Source organism: Bradyrhizobium sp. 187, assembly GCF_023101005.1.
Classification (GTDB): domain Bacteria; phylum Pseudomonadota; class Alphaproteobacteria; order Rhizobiales; family Xanthobacteraceae; genus Bradyrhizobium; species Bradyrhizobium canariense_D.
In genome coordinates, this window is sequence record NZ_CP064694.1 from 106989 (window position 1) to 128998 (window position 22010).

A 22010-nucleotide genomic window follows, 5' to 3' on the forward strand; every position below is an offset into this window, starting at 1 on the left:
AGATCGTAAAGCAACTTTCTGGCAATCGCACAATGAGCGCCGTCAGCAGTTAGCAGCTGCATGAGTGTCTCGTTTTGTCCGATGTACCCGATACCGCCAAGAAGGCGTGGTAGGTCTGCCGCATTCCATCTACAAGCGATGTCCTGGCGCGCCAGCCGAGGCTGGCGAGACGACTGACGTCGAGCAGCTTGCGCGGCGTGCCGTCGGGGCGCGAGGTGTCGAAGGCGATCTCGCCGCCGTAACCGACGACCTCAGCCACGACCCGCGCGAACTCGGCGATAGTGATGTCCTCGCCGGTGCCGATATTGACAAGGTCCGCGCTCGAATAGCTCTTCATCAGGTGCACGCAGGCATCCGCCATGTCGTCGACATAGAGGAGCTCGCGCCGCGGCGTGCCGGTGCCCCACACGGCAACGCTCTTTGCGCCCGCGACCTTGGCCTCGTGGAAGCGGCGGATCAGCGCGGCAACGACATGGCTCAATTCGGGATGATAATTGTCGCCGGGACCATAGAGATTGGTCGGCATCACACTGATAAAGTCGCTGCCATACTGGCTGCGATAGGCTGCCGCCATCTTGATGCCGGCAATCTTGGCGATCGCATAGGGCTCATTGGTCGGCTCGAGCGGGCCTGATAGCACCAAATCCTCGCGCAGCGGCTGTGCGGCGTGCTTAGGGTAGATGCAGGACGATCCCAGAAACATCAGCTTCTCGGCACCGTTTTGATGCGCGGCCTGGATCACGTTGGCCGCGATCGCGATGTTGTCGTAGATGAATTCGGCGCGCAGCGTGTTGTTGGCGACGATGCCGCCCACCTTTGCCGCGGCGAGGAAGATCACCTGCGGCCTCGTCTTCGCGAACCAGTCGAACACCGCGCCCTGGCTGCACAGATCGACCTCGCCCCTAGCCACGGTGACGAGCCTGACGTCCTCCCGCGCCAGCCGACGCGCAATCGCGCTGCCGACCATGCCGCGATGGCCGGCGACGTAGACGCTTTTGCCTGTCAGCTCAAACGGTGCGTTTGCCACTGCCCGCATCCCGCTTTGCATCCGCCAGATCGCTCGTCATCATCTCCGCGACGAGCTCTGCAAAGCTCCGCTTCGGCTTCCAGCCAAGCACCTCGCGCGCCTTGCTGGCGTCGCCGACGAGGAGATCGACCTCGGTGGGGCGGAAATAGGTCGGATCGATCTTCACCACCGTCTTGCCGGTCTTGGTATCGACGCCGGTCTCGTCGACGCCCTCGCCGCGCCACGCGATGCGGCGGCCGACATGCGCGAACGACAGCTCCACCATCTCACGCACCGAACGCGCCTCGCCGGTGGCGAGCACGAAATCGTCCGGCTTGTCGGCCTGCAGGATCTTGTGCATGCCCTCGACATAGTCGCGTGCGTGGCCCCAGTCGCGCTTGGCCGAGAGATTGCCGAGATAAAGCGTCTGCTCCAGCCCGAGCTCGATGCGGGCGACGCCGCGCGTGATCTTGCGGGTGACGAAGGTTTCGCCGCGGATCGGGCTCTCATGGTTGAACAGGATGCCGTTGCTCGCGAACATGCCATAGGCTTCGCGGTAGTTCACCGTGATCCAGTAGCCGTAGAGCTTTGCCACGCCGTAAGGCGAGCGCGGATAGAACGGCGTGGTCTCCTTCTGTGGGATCTCCTGGACCAGGCCATAGAGCTCGGAGGTCGAGGCCTGGTAGAACCGGGTCTCCTTCTCCATGCCGAGAATGCGGATCGCCTCGAGCAGCCGCAGTACGCCGATCCCATCGGCATTGGCGGTGTATTCGGGGCTCTCGAAACTCACGGCGACATGGCTCTGGGCGGCGAGATTGTAGATCTCGGTCGGCCGGATCTGCTGCACCAGGCGGATCACATTGGTCGAGTCCGTCATGTCGCCGTAGTGCATCAGGAACGGCACGTCCCCGAGATGCGGGTCCTGGTAGAGATGGTCGACCCGCGCAGTGTTGAATGAGGACGAGCGCCGCTTGATGCCGTGCACGACATAGCCGAGCGACAGCAGATGTTCGGCGAGATAGGCGCCGTCCTGTCCAGTCACGCCGGTGATTAGAGCGACCCGCCGTTTGCTCTCTTGGTTTGACAAATCGTTGCTCTGCGCAGGCTAATGTCGGTTCCCGATCGACGACGTCAATCGCGTCTGGCCTCTTCGAATGCGGAAGCGTCACGCTCTCGAACTGCCGAGTTCTGGACTCTGTATAGGCATTGCATCAATGGCTCAACTGTACGGAGGTAACCTTCCACATCGAAAGGGTTTTGAAGGACTATACGAAAGTTTGTTGTCTGGAAGATTTCGCTCGGGCTTCGTGAAGCGTTTCTCTGTTGCGTGGGTGCGACTAATGAAATTGCGGCGCGGATGGGAGGTAAGCAGACCCGTTTGGCCAAGAAGCGTTCCACAGTGCCTGCGTGGTCAACTCGCGCGTTGAGCCAGCGAGTTTCCCTCATTTCGTGTCCTTGCGTAAGAGTTTTCCAGTCTTGCTGTTCATCCAGTGCAATCGCGAGCAAAGCCGGGCAAACAAAGCGTTGAAATTCGTTCTCTGTCGCGCAGTACTTGTCATCACCGATCCATTTCTGGACAATCAACTTGCTGGCAGGCAAAAGTGAAGGCGCGCATACTGTCTCTGTGCTGTTTGAGTTCACAGAAAAACGCTTCATGAACGAGGCCAGTGCTATATGGGACCTCAAGGGGTTTATCGCAACGATCAGCGTGCCCTGTGCCCCCGAAGGACGAATTCAGTGCGAAAAGCATCTGCGGTTCATTACTCGCGAGTGGCCGAACAACAATGGTGCGTCTAGCGCGCGGACGATATGGCTCTGAAGGTCAGTGCTCGGTTCGGCGACCATTCCGCCGGGGTCTTTTCCGCGCTCGCAAGCATGTCTTTGGACCGGCGGTACTATGACCAGGCAAAGCCCGCATGTGCGTCAACAAGCCGCCTTGAACACGTGCCGCTGTCATTGAAACTGGCGGTTTGCTGGTCCCGAGCGCCCCTTCTCTTATCGATGCCCGCGGCAAAGTCCCGGTTCTTGAGCAAGCTTTGGGGACACCAGCCTGAGCTGACGGATCAACTGCGTTCTACTTCGATTATCACATTTGAGTTGCAGCCTCTCGGCGGAAAAAAGTCGGATGAGCTGCTCGTGGAGAGGTCGATCCGGGCCTTTAAACCACGTGCTCCCCGCTCGAATGCGCCGAAAGCAGCGTAAGTTTTAGAGGCGCGCCCTCGAAATGCATCGCCGGCTTATCGGGTTCGAACGCGGGTGTTGCCCTCAATCGAGGTGCCGAGATCAATCTTCAGTCGCTCGCGGGCTAAACTTTCACATCATTTCTTTTCCAAGGCGCTCACATGAGCTTCTCAATACTCGTTCGTCAGGTCTTGATGGGCTCATTGCCTGGATCGGCGTTCGGCCCTGGGGCAATCGTCAGGCCTGCACCTCGAGCAGATCCAGCTCGCGGATCTATCGGCAGCTCTCTTGCTCCCGCGTTGACCACTGCCGATGCCTAGCAATTGCGCGCGCTCGTCTCGAATTACTGCTGGTCATCTAGTCTGCTTTCCTTCGACGACGCTGCGTCCGTCCGACCATGGCCTGACGTGCATTCGGGAATGGTGCTAAGCGCACCATGATGACAGCTTTTGGCGAGGTCTCGTCACAACGGGTTCGCCGCACATATATGCGGTTGCAGGATCGCCATTCTCGAAGCCAACAATGGCCCGGCATTGGCCCTCACAGTGATCGACGAGCAAGACCCTGTTGGATCCAGCGGGTCCTCTCACATGACCGCTCCCGAGATAGCGCATCCATCTCGCGGCGGCTGGTTGGGCACTCAGTGCCCGCAAACGTATTGCGAAGCCTCCAAGGCTGGATTGGTGCTTCTTACATGTGGGCGATCTTGTCTTCATACGGGCCGGTGATCTGCGTGGACAGAACAGAAACAGCGTTCTTCGGACTGAGCGCGATCCTCAGCCGCTTTGGCAGAAAACCTCTCATCGCAAGCGACCGGCCTGCTCCGCTTTTAGCACAGGAATTCTGAAGCGACCGAACATTGGTGCTTCCTAGCTGGGCACTCTACAATCTGACGCTACGTACGATTCAATCCCCCTGCGGGCTTATCGCGTGAATATGTCGAACTCGTATTCGTTCGCCAGGAGCCAGCCGCAAGGCGAGGAGGGCGGGCGGCGCTTCACCAAGGCAGTTGGCTTTCGGTATTCGTCGTCTGCGGAACGCGCAGCTCGGGTCCGCTCGAGTGTGCACGCATAGCTACGCCCAGCTGTGAGGCTGCTCGTCGTTGGCCATGAGTGATCAAGCGAATCAATCGAGCTTACTTGAATGTGTGGATAGGAGCTGCCTCGGCGCCGGAATCCATCGTCCATGGCTAGAATGCTCTGTCGAGTCTGTGCGAATTGGCTTTGTCTATCCAGCCGAGCTCTCCCGCTGTCGCCATCACGATGGGGCTGCTTCCCGGGAGTTGTCGGTGCCGCGGCGGCTGAACAGAATAGGAAACGAGATCAATCGGCCGCGCGTCTGGTCAATGAGCCAAACTCCCGTCAAGGCACTCAGCAGTGACTTCGCCGTTCTAGATAACTTTGAACTATGGACCTCGAAAGGCGCCGTCAGGTGCAGGCCACGCCGGGTTGATCATCGCGGGTTCGATACTTGTGGGAAGATCTGCCGGGCGTCACGTTGGAAGCCCGCGCCTAAGCCGTACCCACCCCTGGTCCGTTGAGAGCATGGCGGCTCGGGTCCAGATTGGCGCGTTTGCTACAATCGTTGTTGGTATCAAAGTGTTGCTATGGCGACTACTCCAGGTCGGCCGGGGGAAAGACGGCGGTTTTGCACGCAATCAAATGGCTGTTGGAACAAGCGGCGCAGTTGGCCGTGCTCTCTGATGGGCGGGCGGGGCCTTGTAGCGGCGCCGATCGGCGTTCCTCCCATTCATCTCGAGGCGCGAGCGATTGCTAGGCCGGCATTCTCCAGCACATCCAAAATCCTGTCAGCCACCGCCCGCGGATCGCGCTGGTCCTCTATGCTCACGTTACAGGCCAAGGTAGCTGCGATGATCGCGTGCGCTGTTTTGCGCTGGAGGCAATCGTACTCGGCATACTCACCGCAAGTATTGCACTTGATCACTGGTCGGCCGCTCCAGGGATCGTGCATTGCGATCTCGCACCAGTTATCTGTGTGACATTTCGGACAGAGCATAGATCGAGATTTCCTTGTGGTCTGACCTCGCGCTGGTCATCAGTTGAACGACTGCTTGGTAGCCAAAGCTGCAGAAGTTATTGCTACTCCGGAGGCGGTGTTGCCCGGTCTTTGGACGAAAAACATGATGGAGGCGGCGACGGAGGCAATCCAGGCACCCGAAGGGGGCTCCGGCATGAGCGACCAGTTGACGCATCTCTGGCGAGAATGCTGGCAGCCGTGTATGCCTACAGCTACCTGTTTCGGCGTGAGCAAGCTATTGCAGGGTCGCCGCGGCCGTATCACGGCTACGGGATATGAGTATGGCCTCCGTCCATTCTACTCTGAGCTGCGAGGCCCCGATCTCCGGACTGCGACCTCTGCGTGAGTAATCTGTCAAATCGGGCAATAGCCACGCGACGATGCTGCTGCGATCTTAGAATCCGGTTCTCCTGCAGCTGGCTCATCGCGACACGTTGCAATGATTCGCCGAGGCGGCCTCACTGCGGCGTCCCGGACAACGCGGGCGTTCTGCAATCTGAGCGCCAAATGACACACTTGAAATTGTGTCGCCCGGAAGCTGTTGTACGCCAAGCACGCTCGCCAGCTGTAAGAAGACCCTACAATCTGACGCTACGTACGATTCAAGCCCTTACGTCGAGAGTCGCGCATTTCGCGCCCCTCGCCGCGCTTGCTGCGAGCGGCGTGTCGCATCTCAGACATCAACAGAGCGGTCGGCAGATAACGGCAAATGAGGTGCTTTTGCGAAAGCCAACCTACGGTATCTTACGTAGGGCATGTGTCGCATTTTCTTGATCTAAAAATTGCATTGTCTTCCGTATGAAGCAAAAAAAGCTGTACTCAGACGCCAAACATTGGCGAAGCCGTGCTGAAGCGACGCGAAGAAAAGCGGAGTCGCTCGAGGACGACACATCCAGATGCAGGCTCATCAAGGTCGCTGAGGAATATGATAAGCTGGCTCGCCTCGCGGAGGAGCGGCAAAGAAATGAGGTTGACGGGCAGTTCTGATTGCCACCGGACGGACGGTTGCACCGATCGTCAACGCGTTGGACCGCGGCGCGGGTGTCTCTGCGTTGGAGCTCATAGCCCGCTAGGGCTGAACTGCGAAACTGCGTCATGCGGTAAAAAGGCCAATGAGCGAGGCTGCTGAACGAGTGCGGTCCGCGCGTGCGAGCCTCTGAGCATGAAGCCATTCTGAGTCACGGTTGCCGGCCACATAGATGACGCATTGACGGTGTCTCAGGCGGCAAGCCGGCTAACCGCTAGACATGAGAAGGAATGAGATGAAAGCCTACCGTCAGATCGTCTAATTAAAAGCCTCTCGCTCGATGAACTGGCGTGGCGGTGGCGTCGCTATGCATCATGTGCTGAAGCCAGCGACGTGTATTTGGGTGACAAAGTAGCCGGTTCGCCGGATCATGCCACGCGAATTGGCTTCCGCCGCCATTTTGGCTGTGAGGTGTTTCAGTCGAATTCTGGTATCTTGCACCAACCACGGTTAGCTCAACGCTATACGTTGCGGACTTGTTTAGGCGAAGATGCGAGCAGAAGCTCCTGCTGGCACGGCTTGCCAAGACATGCCATCGTAGATGTCTGCGCAGATTGTCTGCATGAGCCTCAGTTGCAACGAAGGCGCGAATGACGAGAAAATTGAAGATAGATCAGATGTCGAAGGACAAACCCAAGAGAACTCCCCGGTGAACGATGCGGACAGACCGATGTTCTTCATCCAACTAAGTTCGCTGCAGATGATCAGCGGTAGTTGGGCCTGCCCATGCCAGGGTACCAGTCTTTCGATATACGAATCGGACAAGACCAGTGCTGCCGGATGCAAATCTATGGGCCAAAGCCGGGCGCGTCCGCGATGGCCGATTCGCCTCCGCTCCAGGGTCTGGTCCTTCCGGTCTCTTCTTCGTGCAGGGGCCTTGTGGCTGCCAACTCAAGATCGTCGGCTTCGTCCGTCCGGGATGGGAGCATGTCTCTGTGTCGACGCCACGGCGATCTCCGAACTGGGAGGAGATGTGCCTCGCCAAAGAGTATGTTTTGGGATGAAGAGGAATGCGTGATGCAGCTGCATCCTCCTCATTCGCAGTATGTGAACAATAGTCGCTACTGCCTGCATCTCTGGAGGCCGACCCGTCAGGTCATTCCGATGCCTCCGGCAGCGTTCGTGGGCATCGTCGGGCTCGGGCCGTCTGAAGCGGCAACTCTGTTTGCGCAGATGAGCGCGACGTCTTAGCGGATCTCGCCGCGTCGATGCCAAGTCGGGCGGCGGCGACGTGATCGAGACTCCAGCAGAGTTGCTCATCATAGTCAGGGGTCACGAGCGCAGCGGCGAGCGAGCCTAGGTGGCCACAGGCCCGAAGGGCGCACCGGCCGCTACTCTGGCCCAGAGCCCAACCCGCTGCGCTTCTGAAGGCGGCGGGAGGCAACGCTCGCAGAGTCGGCTCGTCCGGACCACCGTTTATTGTGCGGAATGTGACGCGCATAACGAACCATCGAGGAATCGGCCAGGTGAGCAGATTCGTCGATCCGTTATCCACGACGGGCGGCCAAATACATTTGGATCAGGAGAGGCTCCCTACGGGGCGCAACTACTGTACGCACCGGCGAGTTACCTGAGTGAGGCGCGTCGAGGAGTGTTGTTGCGCTTGCCTCGACCTGCGGGGAAATCCTGCATGAGGGGGCGGCGATTAGTCTGAAATGAGCGCCATGCCCGCGCAACTCGGCGATATTTCTCGTTCAATACCGGGCAAGAGTGTTGCTTTGCGAAGCCCGCACGACGGTATCGTCTGTATGATCGAGCGAAAATCTTGGGGGCTGTTGAAGTCGAAGGCAATAGCGGCCGCAGCGGCGCGCCGATCCCGCCGCGACTGGGAACGTGCCGAGGCGGAAGGGGGTTACGCGCAGCCGTTTGCCGAGCCCTTATTTCAGGCTCAAACTGTTCATCGCGGCAATTGTGACCCAAACTACGTCGAAACCGCAAGCCTGCTCAGCATCAAGACCGGCGGCTGTCCTGAAGACTGCGCCTACTGCGCACAGAGCGTGCATTACGACACTGGCCTCAAGGCGACTCGCTTGATGGATCGCGCTGATGAGGTCGCCGCCGCGCAGCGCGCCAAGGCGGCCGGGGCGAGTCGCTTCTGGATGGCCGCGGCTTGGCGCAGTCCAAAGGACCGCGACCTCGATCAGGTCTGCGACATCATTGCCGCCGTTAAACGTGTTGGCATGGAGACGTGCGTAACGCTCGGCATGCTCACGCCAAAGCAAGCCGCACGGCTCGCCGACGTCGGCGACTTCTACAATCATCACTTGGACACTTCGCCGGAGTTCTACCGCAGCATCATCTACCCGGACCTTGCAAGATCGGCTCGACACTCTTACGCGCGTGCGCGAGGTGGCGGTCAAAGTCTGCTGCGGCGGCATTATTGGCATGGGTGAGCACGTCGATGACCGTCTCGGCATGCTGGTTCTGCTCGCCAATCTTCCCAACCATTCGGAAAGCGTACCGATCAACCTGTGGAACGAGGTGAATGGCGTGCCGGTGAAGGTCTCGGCGGAGCGTCCCGATCCGATTGCACTGGTGCGCCTGGTGGCGACCGCGCGGGTCATGATGCCCAAGAGTGTCGTACGGTTGGCCGCCGGGCGCCAGTACATGACTGATGTACTCCAAGCCCTATGCTTCTGGGCGGGTGCGAATTCCATCTTTGTCGGCGATGTGTTGCTGACCACCAAAAACCCGCAACTTGACCGTGATGCAAGTTTGCTAGCGCGGCTCGGCATTACGTCTGGGGTCGCTCAAGCCATCAGAACACAGGCGTGCTGCGCGCAAGCCATCAGCGGAGGTAAGAAATGCAGATTGTCTTGATGAAGGGACAGGTTCATTGCGCCACGGTAACTGAATCCGACCTGCACTTTGAAGGCTCGATCTCGATTGATCGCGCGCTGCTGGACGCGGCCGGTATCCTGATTAACGAACGCGTCGAACTCTACAACCTGGAGACGGGGGCACGCTTTGCAACGTTTGTGACGGAAGCGCCACAAGGGTCCGGCACGGTAGACGTGAACGGTGCGGCGGCGCGACTGGCGATGCCCGGAGATAAGATAAGCATCGTTGCATACGCCTCGATTGACGAGGCCGATGCAAGACTCTTCAAACCGCGCATTGTGCTGGTTGATCGAGAAAATCGCATCGTACCGGTTTGAATCCAACAAGCTAACGTACGAGCCTGTCCTTGGCGGCCAGTTGGGAGTTTTGCCGCGCCCATCCTTGCTCAGCGAGTGAAGAATGAACTTCATGATTGCGGGTAAAGTCGCCAGCTATGCAGGAGGCTTAGATGCGCTTAAAGACGACGACCGCCTGCGGCATCTCGGGCCGCGCACCGGGATTGACTTTTCATCCAACGATTATTTGGCGCTGGCGAGCGCGCCGCACATGAAAAAAGCCATCGTCACCGCGCTCGAAGCCGGTACTCCGATCGGAGCCGGCCGATCATGGCTTCTGCGCGGCAACTGCGAGGAGCGCGGCTGCCTCGAAGCAGCAGCGGCGTGGTTCTTCGGCGTGCAGACCGTGCCCTTCTTCGGCCGTGGTTATATCGCAAATTTTGCGGTGCTGACAACGTTGCCGCACGCGACGACCTGCTCGTCCTCGATTCTCTGGTTCACGCCAGCATTCAAGAAGGAGCACGAGCTGGCCGAGCCGCGTTTCGAATCAGCGCCCGTAACGACCCGCAGGTTATCGAAAGCGCAATTTGCGACTGGCGTGCCGCGGGCGGAGCGAGGCGGGTCTGGATCGTAGTAGTCGAGAGCCTCTATAGCATGGATGGCGATTTCACGCTGCTTGAAGACCTGCTCGCGATCCCCGACCGGCACGATGCCTTCTTGGTTGTGGACGAAGCTCATGCCACCGGCGTTTACGGCGAGCAGGGTGAGGGCTCACAGCGCCCTATGAAGGACGCGCAAATCTCCTGGTTATTCATACCTGCGGCAAGGCGTTGGGAGCTGCCGGCGCGCTTGTTACCGCTTCTGGCGTGCTGCGCGACCTCATAATCAATCGCTGTCGCCCGTTTATCTTCGCGACCGGCCCTTAGCCGTTAATGGGGTGGCCGTACGGGAGGCACCGTTGATCCTGCAGGAGCAGCCGGAGCGCCAACAGCCGCTGGCGAAGCTTGTCGCGTTCACGCATCGGGAGATGGTCGCGCGAGACGAGAGAAGTCCTTCGAACTCGCAGATCCTACCCTATGTCGTTCGCGAGAATGCCCGGGCCATGAGGCTAGCGTCCGCGCTCCAGGCTCGCGGATTTGACATCCGAGGAATGAGACCGCCAACGGGCCCGGCCGGCACGAGCGCCGTCAGTTGCTGCAGGAGAGCCTCTCGCGCTGGGCAGCTGATGTCCGTAGCGCAGCATTTCCTGCGCCGCAGGAATGTATCGACTTGCGGAACACGGCTTGCGCGACTCGATCGTAAACTGGACGCCTTCGAAGTCAACGTAGTGCATGGGCAACAGCGGGCCGAGACGGAGGTTCGAACGACTGGGACGTCCCGGATTCAGTACGGCACTTGAAGAAACGTTTCGCCGAGTGTGATCGGATTCCGTTCGATCGCCAGCTCTTGGTCGAAACCCGGCGGCTAGACGACTGGTACAGCGAAGCTCATCTCACGACAGTCGATTGGATTGACGCAACGGGCTGAGTTCGCCGGTGCCATACAACCTTGAGCAATAGACGCTTCGATGGGGGTTGGAGTTATGCCGATCACCGGCTCGACCGGCCGACGACGTCCAGCCGGATCTGGGTTCGAAGGCTATTCCGGCCGCGTCACAAGTCAACGCTATCGCAATACCCTGCCGTACTCAAACAATCAAATGCATACAGCTAGTTCATTGTAGGTTTGGCTTGCGGAAGACGTGAGCGTGGCGGCATTCCAAGGACGAGCTGAGACAGATATGGAACGCCGCGAACAATCGAGCGCACCGTTAGCGCGATCGCAACAATCGTGGCACCGAGCATACCCGAGATGACCAACCGGGTCGTGAGATCCCAAAGTTCTCCGAACTGTACGAAATCCATGAGACGGAACACGGTACCCTGGACCAGGTAGAGCAGCAGCGTGGTCTGGCCCAACTTCACAGCGATAAAGCGGGCCATCCGATTTGAATGGCCAACGCTCCAGCATTGCAGCAGGAGTTCGATAGCGATTGCTGAGGCAGCTGCAGAGCCAACAAACATCAGAAGCACGTCTTTAGCCGACCGAAAATCGTGAATTACACCAAGATTATTGTAGACATAGGTGTCCTTGCCCCAAGCTAGAAAGCATACGCAAGTCACTATCGAGAGAAATAGAATCAGGAGCGGCTTGTGGTGTCGAGACGTACTCGTCCATCGTTCTCTTGATCGAGCAAGCAAGAAGCCGAAGCAGAAGAATGGGTAAGTGAATCTGATTAGGGGCGATATGGAGAATGTCAGAGGCGCGAGTGCGACCAGTATGGCTAAGCCAGATATGACCCAAGATCGCTGGTTGAGCCGGCAAGAAATCTTGATGACAAGGTAGGAAACAAACGTGGCCCAGATGAACCAGTATGTGCCAGCGAAATCGTCTACAAGTTCCAAAAGTCCGCTCGTTAGGCTGGTCGCGCGCCACAATGCCGCCAGCTTAACTGTCTCCATGAACGTCCACCAAAACAGCATCGGCAGCAAGAGCTGCTTCGCACGGTTGCTGGCGCCTCGAGTGAACGATTTTTGCAGCAGCGATCGAGAAGAAAGATATCCGCTTATCGCCATAAAGAGTGGCATGTGAAACATATAGATCGATTTGTAGTACGGCGAATACCAAAACCCGTCACCTCGGTAGATGACATACTGGATCAGGTGCCCAACGATCACCAAAACAATGAGCGCACCTTTCGCGAAGTCTAAGCTTAGATCTCGATCGTTTGCCTCTGTCGTGCGCGAGCTCGGGGCGATCGTTCCAGTCACGCCTAGCAATGTATCAAACACCTAGATATCTGTTGTTGATGAGCCGGCGGCCCGTTGTCCGCTTCTTCTGCCTCATTTTTGATCCAGATGAAAGGTGATGGCGGGACTTTTTGGAAGGGGAATAAGCTCAGCTTTTTAGGCCTTGAAGAACGAGCTTTGGGCCGAGCGTCTCTGAATGTCTCGCGGAACTTCGCGGCAGAGCACATATCTAATTTGAGGTATTGATGTAGCAGTACGGCGGCATACTATTTGCAGACGCGGTTCTGGGAGGAAGACTGTCGCGATCGGTCTCCCACTCAGCCCGACGCATCTCAGACCCGGCAGATGCGTCGGGCGTCTTCCGTCCGCCCAGCATAGTTGACATTTGGTCCATCACCTTCGCTTGCCGCCGAGGCGCTCACGCCTAATAGGGGCTTCTGATAGTGATCGGGCACGTCAACAATGGGGTTGCGGCAGTGTGCTAGTGGTCTGATTCATTCGGAGATTCCCAAATCGACCGAAGCAGTTCAAGCTCTGGGCATGAGAGCAGGAACTATCGTAAAGGTCACCCGGGTGGACCGCCATCGGCTTGAGGCGATCGTCTCGGATCGCAGCGCACCTCAGAAGCATGTGTGGCGGGCCAACATCATTCTTGCCACTGCCGACGGCTGTGGCACCGCCGAGATCATGCGCCGCTCGGGCAAATCCAAGCCCGTGGTGTGGAGATGGCAGGCCCGGTTCATGGCGGAGGGTGTCGAAGGGCTAACGCGCGACAAGACGCGAAAGCCCGGCAAACCACCGCTGCCGACGGGCACCGTGCAGAGAGTGGTCGACCTGGCGCTCGGGCCGCCGCCGGGAGAAACAACCCACTGGACCGGCCGGATGCTGGCGAAAGCCGCAGGGGTGAGCCTGCGTTCGGTGCAGCGTATCCTCGAAGCCCACCAACTCGCGCCGCATCGCATCCGTACGTTCAAGCTGTCGAACGACCCGAAGTTCGGTAAGCGCGAAGCCGATACCCTTGCTTCAGAATTCGAATGAACGTGCGAAAGAAGCCTCCGGCTTGGACGGAGGTTTCGGATGGGATTGGACAGCAAAAAGGACGTCCATTTGGACGGCTCAACGAGGCGATCGGTGAGCCGGCTGGAGGTTCTTGAAGGACCATCGGGGCGCCGCGTACGTTCGGAAGCTGAGAGAGCTCGGATCGTCGCCGAGAGTCTGTTACCCGGTGCCCAGGTGTCCGAGGTGGCGCGCAAGCACGGAGCGACGCGCTGGCAAATCTACGATTGGCGGCGGCGGTTTCGACAGCGAGGCATGTTGTCGCCGCGCGAGGTATCGCAGCCGACATTCGCGCCGCTAGTCGTGGAAGGTGCGTTGGAGGAGCGTCAGGTTCCGGCGATCAAGCTTGAGATCGCGATCGGCGATGTCGTGCTGCGGACGGACACAGCCATAGATGGCGAGCAGCTGTCCCGTGTGATCCGCGCGATGCGAGCGTCACGATGATCGCGGCCGGTGCCGATCTGAAGATTTACATCGCGACGCGGCCGATCGACTTCCGCTGTGGCCACGATGGGCTTGCGGCGAAGGTGCAGGAGATGCTTCGTCTCGACCCGTTCAGCGGCGCAGCCTTCGTGTTCCGATCGAAACGAGCGGACCGGATCAAGATTTTGGTCTGGGATCGAACGGGTCTGGTGTTGGTGCACAAGCGTCTTGAAGGTTGCAAGTTCGTTTGGCCAACGATCGCAGACGGCGTGATACGGATATCGCCGGCGATGTTCGCAGCCCTGTTCGAGGGGCTGGATTGGAGGTTGGTCCGCCCGGAAGAAGCGCGGCGTCCCCAGGCGGCTGGATAACTGCGGCAGAATGACTCGGAAGCTATTTTGAATGTGGCACGCGCGGCGGCGATGTGCTCGAAATAGCGCATGAGCATCGCGGCGCTGCGCGACGAAAATGAACAATTGAAAGCGCTTTTGGCGCAAACGCAGGCGACCTTGAGCGAACATCAGGCGGCGCTGGCGACGTCGGAAGAGGCGCGGCGTCGGTTGGAGGTCATTCTCGGCGAATTGCGACGCGAGAAGTTCGGCGCGACGTCCGAGAAGCTGCGGCCAGATCAGTATCACTTGCCGCTGGAAGACGTGGAGATCGCGCAAGGCATCCTGGACGCGGCGCAGGAGAGAGCCGAGGCTGTGATCAAGGGCCGATCGCGGAGCGCGCCGGATCAAGGTTCTCATCGCAACCGCGGCTGCCTGCCTGCCCATTTGCCGCGGGTGGAACGGATCATCGAGCCTGCGAGTACGCTTTGCCCGTGCGGTTGCGGCGCCATGACGAAGATCGGCGAGGACGTCAGCCAGCGCCTCGACGTGATCCCGGCGCAATGGCGCGTGCTGATCACACGCCGCCCAAAATACATCTGTCGCCGCTGCTCCGGCCCCGTCGTGCAGGCGCACGCACCGGAGCACGTCGTGCCCGGCGGGCTGCCGACCGAAGCGGCCATCGCGCATGTGATCGTCTCCAAATTTGGCGACCATACGCCATTTTACCGTCAGGCCGAGATCTATGCGCGCCAGGGCATCCGGCTTGATCGGGCGACACTGGGCAACTGGTCCGGCCGCGCCTGCTTCCATCTTCAGCCCATCGCGGAACACATGCGCCACCACCTGGCCATGGCGGATCGGCTGTTCATGGACGAGACCAAGGCGCCGGTACTCGATCCGGGGCGCGGCCAAACGAAGAAAGGCTACTTCTGGGCGATTGCCTCAGACGACCGCGGCCACAGCGGCCCAAGTCCGCCGATCGTGCTGTTCCGATATGCCCCCAGTCGCAGCGGTGCCTTCGCTGAGCAGTTCCTGGATGGCTTTGGCGGACGCTTCCTGCAATGCGATGCCTATGACGGTTATGATCGACTGACCGAAGTCGCTCGACTGCAAGGGCCTTGGACGCTCGTGCATTGCTGGAGCCACTTGCGCCGACGCTTCGTCAAATTGGCCCGCAATAGCAAATCGCCGATCGCCGAGGCCGCCATTCGGCACATCGCACAGCTTTACGCCATCGAAGCCATGGTGCGCGGTGCATCGCCGGACATCCGGCTCGCCGCACGAAAGGAGCATTCGTTGGCTCTCGTCGCCGCTTTGAAAATGTGGTTCGAGAAGCAGCTGTCGATGATCTCCAGCGGTTCGACGCTCGCCGAGGACATCCGCTACGCGCTCAATCACTGGCAAGGTCTGACCCGCTTCCTCGAAGACGGGCGCCTCGAGCTCGACACCAACCCTGTCGAGAACGCCATCCGGCCAGTCTGCCTGACCAGAAAAAATGCGCTCTTCGCCGGTCATGAGGTCGGAGCCGAAAACTGGGCCTTGCTCGCCTCGATCGTCGCCACCTGCAAGCTCAACGACGTCAACCCGGCCGCCTACATCGCCGAAACACTCGAGACGATCATCGACGGCCATCCCCATAGCCGCATCGAAGACCTCATGCCGTGGCGATTCCGCAAAACGTCAAGCCAGCCTCAATAGGGTTGCGGCTAAGCGCTTACGAAGTTCGCCGAAAAACTCAAGGACGTCGTCGGCCTCTATGTCGATCCTCCCGCCCATGCGGTCGTCCTCTCAGTCGACGAAAAGAGCCAGATTCAGGCGCTCGACCGCACCCAGCCAGGGTTGCCGATGAAGCCGGGCCGTGCCGGCACGATGACCCACGACTACAAACGTCACGGCACCACCACGCTGTTCGCTGCCCTCAACATCCTCGACGGCACCGTCATCGGCCGCAACATGCAGCGCCATCGCCACCAGGAGTTCATTCGCTTCCTCAACACGATCGAGGAGCAGGTCCCGGCAGGGAAAGTAATCCACGCCATCGTCGACAACTATGCGACCCACAAGCATCCGAAGGTACGCCAATGGCTGGTTCGGCATCCCCGCTCGACGTTCCACTTCACCCCGACCTCTGCATCCTGGCTCAATGCGGTCGAAGGCTTCTTCGCCTCACGCGCCGTCGCCTCAAGCGAGGCGTGTTCCGATCCGTCGTTGACCTGCAAGTCGCCATCAACCGCTTCGTCGCCGAGACAAACGCCGATCCCAAACTCTTCGTATGGACCGCCGATCCAAAGCGCGTCCTCGCCGCTGTCAAACGCGGGAAACAAGCGTTAGAGTCGCTCCACTAGGCGCGTATACGGATAACGGTGCTCTGCAGTTCTGGGGCAAAAGCCGAGGACCGACCGCTTCTGATTGAGATGCTCGTTCGGTTTGGTGTAACTGACGCCGTGAACCGCGCCGGGCATGTCCCGATCGCTGTAACCTCCGCGCGCCGCCCATTCCGAAAGCCCGCATCCGGCCGATGCCTGCACGTCACCCTCGGGCAGCCGGATAGCGCGGCCGAACCGGCGCGTCGATACGTTGATCAGCACCGAGTCCATCGCCCAGCGACCGAGCCAGTGCTCCTGCGCCGCCATTTTCCCAGCTCGGAATCGTGACCTCGCGGCCGTCCACGCCCCGAACCCGTTCGCAGGCCGCCGTCACTTCCGCCTCGGTCATCGTGCCAAGCGCCTCGATCCCTGCCGCAAGGCAGAACCGATCAAAGCTCGCTCGCACTTTCGTAAACGCTTCGTCCACAGCCCGGTCGCCGGCAATCAGCCGGTGTGATATCTCTCGTCATGGCGTTGCTCTCCTTTGTGGAATCAGCACGCCGAGCCTACCGGTTCAAGGGCAAAGCCGACCTCTTCAGAAATTCAACAGAACCAAGAACATCCCCACTGCGCGTTCCTTGACGGCTTTCGTCGCAAAACCGGCCGCCGCAGTGATTGCTGCTGCACCGATAGCTACAAACGGCTCAGGCTAGATCGCTGCAGCACAATTACGGTCCTAACAAAGTCCGCGCCCGTGCGGCTGGGCACGTGACCACCAAGAAGCCATACTACACCATTCGACTCCATTCCGCGGCAAGGAGCTCACCTTCGGCAGACCTCAGACTGAGAACTTGGATAAGCCAGCTCGACCAGAGTCGCTCGCGAGTGCGAGGTTCTATGGTCAAAGGTGCTGCCCGCACTCACGTATGGTGGACCGAGGAGGGCAGCAGGCGTTCTCCGCTCATAAGCCGACTAGACGGATCTCAGATAGCGTTGGTCTTCAGACGTCACCTTCATGATCATGTTCGAAACTCCTGACCATTCGGCGGCAAGCAAGGACTCACGCCAGTGACTTGTGCGGCGATGCTGTCGCTAGCAACAGTTTCTCTCGTGTGCCTACAAGTTTAGCTTGCTCGGGCTGAATTCAACGTTTCGGTCAATGACTCCTCGAATATGTCTAGGCCTTGTCCCAACGTTTCTTGCTCGATCGTAAGTGCAGGCAAGAACTTTAGAACCTGATCGGTCGGTCCGCATCGCTCGACAATCAAGCCCTTCTCAAACGCTCTACGTGACGTCGCCTCTGCGATTTCGGTCGTTTTGCAATCGAATCCGCATACCATGCCCCGTCCACGAACAGCAAACTTGTTTCCGTGCTGGTGCGCGATAGCATCGAGTCGACGCCGCATAAATGCGCCCAAGCGTCCGGCCTGTTGCGAGAATGTCTGGTTGCGCCAATACAGATTCAAAGCCGCTTTGCCAGAAACGAGTGCAAGGTTGTTTCCTCGAAACGTCCCCGTGTGCTCCCCTGGCTCCCATGCGTCAATTGCTTCTTTGATCAGGAGCATCGATAGTGGCAAACCGTACCCACTCAGCGATTTCGACATTACAACAATGTCTGGCGACAACGCAGCGAACTCAAAACTGAAGAATTCGCCTGTGCGGCCACAGCCCATTTGGATATCGTCAACTATGAAAATAGCTCCGACCTCTTTTGCCAAAGCCTGAATTGACTGCAACCATTCCTTACCGGCGACGTTAATGCCTCCCTCTCCTTGCACGGTCTCGACGAGAATTGCGGCTGGAAGATCTGTGCCACTGCTCTCGTCCATTAGTACCTTTCTCACGTAATCCGCCGGACTGTGAGTGGAGCCAAGATACCCATCATAGGGCATGAACGTTGTGCAGGATAAGGGAATGCTGCTGGCTTTGCGGTAAAAGCGGTTACCGCTCGCGGCTATGGCTCCCAAGCTTTGGCCATGATATCCATTCGTGAAAGAAATGACTTTGTGACGCCCTGTGATCTTACGCGACAGCTTTAGAGCTGCTTCAATAGCGTTAGCTCCCGTAGGCCCGGTAAATTGAAAGCGGTAGGAAAGATTCCGTTCACGAAGGATGACAGAGCTAAAGGTCTCCATGAATTCGATCTTTGCTGGAGTGGCCATGTCCAAGCCGTGGACGACCCCATCCGACTCCAGATACTCGCTGATTGCCGCTTTGATCTCCTGATTGTTGTGGCCATAGTTTAGCGCTCCAGCGCCGGACAGAAAGTCAATGACCTTCCGGCCACCCTCGGCGAACATAATCGAGCCGCGCGCCCTGCTGAACACAGCAGGAAAGGAACGTGAGTACGAGCGCACGTTGGACTCTAGCATTTCGACTGTCTTCATTCTGCGCGCCCCGTGTCCTCCAACCATGTGGTCGTCTCCTCGACAAGAAAATCTGCCCGACGAACAAGCGCGCGGGCAACATCGTACAGGATTGGCAGACCATGAGCCCGCGGTTCCGGCGCCTCTCGGCGTCCTTTGGGTTATGCGTAGCGCGTCTAAAAATCAGCTCCAACGGCTTACCTGAGAACCAGTCAGAACAAAGCTACTATGTCTAGTAGTTTCGTCCCATCCAGCGACGGGCGCCGGCTAAGTCGTTTTTCGCGGGCAGGTTTGCTTAGCCGCGCGCGATCGAAGAATTCGCACATACTGCGCGGTTAGCTTGGAAGCGCTATGTGGGCCGATAGTTCATCGCGACCAGAGGGGCCGATCCGCTCCCCGGCGACGGGGGAGCCCGCCAGCCGGACTTGGATGCTCACGCTCACGGAGACCACGACGTCGCAGCGGCGAGTAGTAGGGAGACGGCCGCCGCGGATCTGGCCCGGCGCAAGGGCTTATCGCGCGTCCAGAGCCAACGCTTTGGGCCTGGCCTTGGCGGGGACCCGCGCGGGAGAGTGGTCGGCGTGGATGCGTTCGGCAGCAAAGGAGTGGCTTGAGATCGCTTCTACCAGTGGCATTTGTGTTGCCCTGCAACGGATGCGTAGGCTCGGGCGCTTCGGCCCGCCGAAGGGTTGCTGGTCGCGAACGCAAGTTGGCGAGTTTGGCGTGCAGCACTCGATCCTTCGAATGCGCAAGGTCGCCAAAATGCGGCCTTTGCGTTTTCTGTGAACTACCAAGCGATTCGATCGTCTCGACGGACTAAGTGATTTTGGCCGCAATCGTGCGTCCTTCTCCGACAAGGTCCGGTCGTGCAAGTTTCAGGTGAGTTCTTTGTTCTAACGAGGTCCTGCCAACAAGCTGCTGCCGTGGCACTTTGGCGCTTGGCTCAGCAACGATCGTGGCACTGATGGTCGGGCGCTACTCCGTTCAAGCGAGGAGGGCCTCGCACTCGTCTGAATACGCACCATACCACAGGCGCCTTGTCAGGAGCAAGATGTTGCAATTGCTTCAACCAGATGCCGAAGTGCAACGACAAGAATGCGGGTGGAAAGGCAACGGTCGGCACTGGCACGCGGTAAGCACGCAGACGCGTATCGATCCACATCGTAAGCGCCGCACGGACGGGTGTGGCTTGGCGCGGGCTGCTTCCGCACCTTTCATGCGATCCTTCCGCCATGACCCTCGCGAAGCGCTTCATCGAGGCAGGCGATCAACTCCAGACCGTCAAAGGGTTTGGCGAAAAAGCCGGTTGCGCCGGCGCTCAACGCGCGGGCTCGCGTACGATCATCTGCGAAGGCCGTCATCAAGATGAATGGCACAGCGTGGCCCAGGGCGCGCATCTGTTCCAAAAGTTCAAAGCCGCTCATCATGGGCATCTGCACGTCTGCAATGACACAGGACGTGGCGTTCAATTGAGAGGACCGCAAGAATCCCTCAGCCGATGCAAACGTATGAACGATGTGGCCCTGCGATTTCAAAAGGTTGTTCAGTGCGGCACGTATCGAAGGATCGTCGTCAACAACCGAAACAGTTGAATACTTAGACAAGGCGACCCGTTCTTAGTTGGGCGAAGGCTTTGGCAACATGATGGCCAGCGCAAGAGTGCGCGTGTACGAGGAAATTGTAAAATCATACTTAGGTTTGTACCGTGAAACGGTCGGTCCCAATTCCCAGCCTCTCAGCCATCCTGATCAAATCGGCTAGCGATCGAGCTCCCATCTTCTTCATCACGTGGCCGCGATAGATTTTAACTGTAATCTCGGCGAGACCGAGTTCCGCGGCTACCTGTTTGTTCAATAAGCCGGCGGCGACCAGTTTAAATACATCCTGCTCTCGTGGACTTAGGGCCTCAAACAAGGACTGCAGCCTGCCGATCACCTGGTCTACACCTCGTCTCTTCCGATCCTGTTCGATCGCTGCGACCACGCCATCGAGTAGTTCCTGATCGCGAAACGGCTTGCTGAGAAAATCGATTGCGCCCTTCTTCATGGCTTTGACGGTCATCGGAATATCGCCATGAGCGGTGATGAAAATGATGGGAATGTGAATCTTCAGTTTGGCTAGCTCATTCTGGAGCTCAAGGCCGCTCAATCCGGGCAGCCTGATGTCGAGCACAAGGCAGCTAGGAACATCAGGGAGTTCGCTCTGGAGCATTTCCCGAGCCGATCCGTAAGCAACGACATCTAGTCCGATCGAACGAAATAGGTTAACCAACGATTCACGCATTGAGAGGTCATCGTCGACGACGAAGACACTCGGCCTCACCTCCGGGCCGACGACTTTTGCGGCTTCCTTCCGCGGTTCAGAGCGCTTGATCACGATAAGAGCCTCACTTGTACGATCTACAGTAGAATTGTCGCCTGGACACGGCCCTTGATCGCACGGGTAGCCTTTCGAGCCGTGCAAATCTCTGAGATTTCCAGGTATGTAATTGGTCAGCCATTCGCGCAAGCGAGGCGCATTACACGAAAGTCTAGCAAAAACCGCCCGACTGGTCGAGAACTGTCTTTCGGCTTGGTTTAGCATGGCGGCGCGTGTCGCCCGGCCTTCGGAGTGAGGCTGCAGCGGACGGCTCGCTATGCGGCTGAAGGATCAGAATGCCCGTCGCCTTGGTAGTTGAACGCGGGGGCGCGAGCTGAGCGAATTGACCCGATTGTGCCTGTGCATGCACCGATCCCGCCGGCGCTGAGATCGGCAAGCGGCGTAGACTACCGCACTGTACTAAGGAAAATAGACATCACAAAAAGCAGCAGCAACATAAGCGCATGAACCCTTCGTTTTCCGTCGTCAGATCGCCTGTCGCCAGTACATCCGTGGTGATGCTGGCTCCAATGAAGCAACCAGCGTGGCAAAACTGAGGCTCGCTCAGCAAGGAGAGTAGGTCGTGACTCTCTGCTACTGCGTACCGGCGAGGAAGGGCTTGAATCGTTCGTAGCGTCAGGTTGTGCGATGCCGGTGTAGATCTATCAAAATGCCAAAGGCGTTCCGCCGTTCTTGATTTTTGATTGCATTTCTCTTCACCGGTCTTCGGTTAGCTTACGCCTTGCTTGAACAGCGGTCCAAGCAGCGAGAACTCTCTCGCATCTGTTGGGTTCGCACGGCCGGCAATCCCCCTCCTGCGAGCCGCAGTGAGCGGCATCCCGGTCTGCGAGCGCCTAGGGGGCTTTGTCCCGGGTCTGTTGCTCGATGAATGGGAGCAGGCCTAAGAGAATAGTTATGGGTCGGTGGCAAACAGTGGCTCGCAGATCTGCCATTCATGCTGTGGTTCGGAGTCTGACTGCATGGCGCCAACGATCGAGCCAGGAGTGAACATC

At 58.7% G+C, this 22010-nt stretch carries 14 protein-coding genes and 5 pseudogenes; 10 read left to right on the forward strand and 9 right to left on the reverse strand.

Annotation, left to right across the window (positions count from 1 at the left end; genetic code table 11):
• Nucleotides 1–49: 49 nt before the first annotated feature.
• The 3 genes from fcl to IVB19_RS37675 are packed head-to-tail and all read right to left on the reverse strand — an operon-like array spanning nucleotide 50 to nucleotide 2662.
• On the reverse strand, nucleotides 50–1036 hold the full coding sequence (gene fcl, locus IVB19_RS37665) for a GDP-L-fucose synthase (RefSeq protein WP_276017748.1): 987 nt from the start codon (nucleotides 1034–1036) through the stop codon (nucleotides 50–52).
• Complete coding sequence (gmd, locus tag IVB19_RS37670) at nucleotides 1008–2093, reverse strand: GDP-mannose 4,6-dehydratase (RefSeq protein WP_247822195.1); 1086 nt, start codon at nucleotides 2091–2093, stop codon at nucleotides 1008–1010. Before gmd ends, fcl begins: the two co-directional genes overlap by 29 nt.
• Nucleotides 2094–2137: 44 nt before the next feature.
• Entirely contained in the window at nucleotides 2138–2662 is a 525-nt protein-coding gene (locus tag IVB19_RS37675) for a hypothetical protein (RefSeq protein ID WP_247822196.1), read from the reverse strand.
• Between the two features lie 4524 nt (nucleotides 2663–7186).
• On the opposite strand from IVB19_RS37675, the gene IVB19_RS40890 reads away from it, so the two are divergent.
• The 5 genes and pseudogenes from IVB19_RS40890 to IVB19_RS37690 all read left to right on the forward strand — a co-directional run.
• Entirely contained in the window at nucleotides 7187–7255 is a 69-nt protein-coding gene (locus tag IVB19_RS40890) for a hypothetical protein (RefSeq protein ID WP_524536806.1), read from the forward strand.
• Between the two features lie 13 nt (nucleotides 7256–7268).
• Entirely contained in the window at nucleotides 7269–7442 is a 174-nt protein-coding gene (locus IVB19_RS40895) for a DUF7694 domain-containing protein (protein ID WP_524536789.1), read from the forward strand.
• Between the two features lie 557 nt (nucleotides 7443–7999).
• A pseudogene (bioB, locus tag IVB19_RS37680) lies at nucleotides 8000–9071 on the forward strand (biotin synthase BioB).
• Entirely contained in the window at nucleotides 9056–9409 is a 354-nt protein-coding gene (gene panD / locus IVB19_RS37685; protein WP_247822197.1) for an aspartate 1-decarboxylase, read from the forward strand. Before bioB ends, panD begins: the two are co-directional and overlap by 16 nt.
• 82 nt (nucleotides 9410–9491) lie before the next feature.
• A pseudogene (locus IVB19_RS37690) lies at nucleotides 9492–10550 on the forward strand (aminotransferase class I/II-fold pyridoxal phosphate-dependent enzyme); the annotation flags it as partial.
• Between the two features lie 526 nt (nucleotides 10551–11076).
• On the opposite strand, the gene nolL reads toward IVB19_RS37690, so the two are convergent.
• Nucleotides 11077–12198, reverse strand: a complete 1122-nt coding sequence (gene nolL, locus IVB19_RS37695; RefSeq protein ID WP_276017749.1) for a nodulation factor fucose acetyltransferase NolL — start codon at nucleotides 12196–12198, stop codon at nucleotides 11077–11079.
• 531 nt (nucleotides 12199–12729) lie between these two features.
• Here nolL and IVB19_RS37700 point away from each other — a divergent pair.
• The 5 genes and pseudogenes from IVB19_RS37700 to IVB19_RS37720 form a co-directional block, all read left to right on the forward strand.
• Nucleotides 12730–13194, forward strand: coding sequence for a helix-turn-helix domain-containing protein (locus IVB19_RS37700; protein ID WP_524536790.1), 465 nt, complete (start codon nucleotides 12730–12732; stop codon nucleotides 13192–13194).
• A gap of 39 nt (nucleotides 13195–13233) precedes the next feature.
• Nucleotides 13234–13656 carry an IS66-like element accessory protein TnpA gene (tnpA, locus tag IVB19_RS37705; RefSeq protein ID WP_247336378.1) on the forward strand — a complete coding sequence of 141 codons (423 nt, stop codon included), beginning with the start codon at nucleotides 13234–13236 and terminating at the stop codon, nucleotides 13654–13656.
• Nucleotides 13653–14006 (forward strand): IS66 family insertion sequence element accessory protein TnpB, encoded by a 354-nt coding sequence (gene tnpB / locus IVB19_RS37710; protein WP_007601228.1) that lies wholly within the window; start codon nucleotides 13653–13655, stop codon nucleotides 14004–14006. The genes tnpA and tnpB overlap by 4 nt, the downstream gene beginning before the upstream one ends.
• Nucleotides 14007–14075: 69 nt before the next feature.
• On the forward strand, nucleotides 14076–15665 hold the full coding sequence (tnpC, locus tag IVB19_RS37715; RefSeq protein ID WP_247822085.1) for an IS66 family transposase: 1590 nt from the start codon (nucleotides 14076–14078) through the stop codon (nucleotides 15663–15665).
• 24 nt (nucleotides 15666–15689) lie between these two features.
• Nucleotides 15690–16312: pseudogene (locus IVB19_RS37720) on the forward strand (IS630 family transposase); the annotation flags it as partial.
• 141 nt (nucleotides 16313–16453) lie between these two features.
• On the opposite strand, the pseudogene IVB19_RS40900 reads toward IVB19_RS37720, so the two are convergent.
• From IVB19_RS40900 to IVB19_RS37740, 5 genes and pseudogenes are all read right to left on the reverse strand, one after another.
• A pseudogene (locus tag IVB19_RS40900) lies at nucleotides 16454–16649 on the reverse strand (IS256 family transposase); the annotation flags it as partial.
• A 3-nt stretch (nucleotides 16650–16652) separates the two neighbouring features.
• Nucleotides 16653–16803, reverse strand: a pseudogene (locus IVB19_RS40905) (IS256 family transposase); the annotation flags it as partial.
• Between the two features lie 594 nt (nucleotides 16804–17397).
• Nucleotides 17398–18660 carry a diaminobutyrate--2-oxoglutarate transaminase gene (gene ectB, locus IVB19_RS37730; RefSeq protein WP_247822198.1) on the reverse strand — a complete coding sequence of 421 codons (1263 nt, stop codon included), beginning with the start codon at nucleotides 18658–18660 and terminating at the stop codon, nucleotides 17398–17400.
• A 1193-nt stretch (nucleotides 18661–19853) separates the two neighbouring features.
• Nucleotides 19854–20243: a response regulator transcription factor gene (locus IVB19_RS37735; protein ID WP_247822199.1), complete on the reverse strand. Its 390-nt coding sequence runs from the start codon at nucleotides 20241–20243 to the stop codon at nucleotides 19854–19856.
• An 88-nt stretch (nucleotides 20244–20331) separates the two neighbouring features.
• Entirely contained in the window at nucleotides 20332–21015 is a 684-nt protein-coding gene (locus IVB19_RS37740) for a response regulator transcription factor (RefSeq protein WP_247822200.1), read from the reverse strand.
• Nucleotides 21016–22010 lie beyond the last annotated feature (995 nt).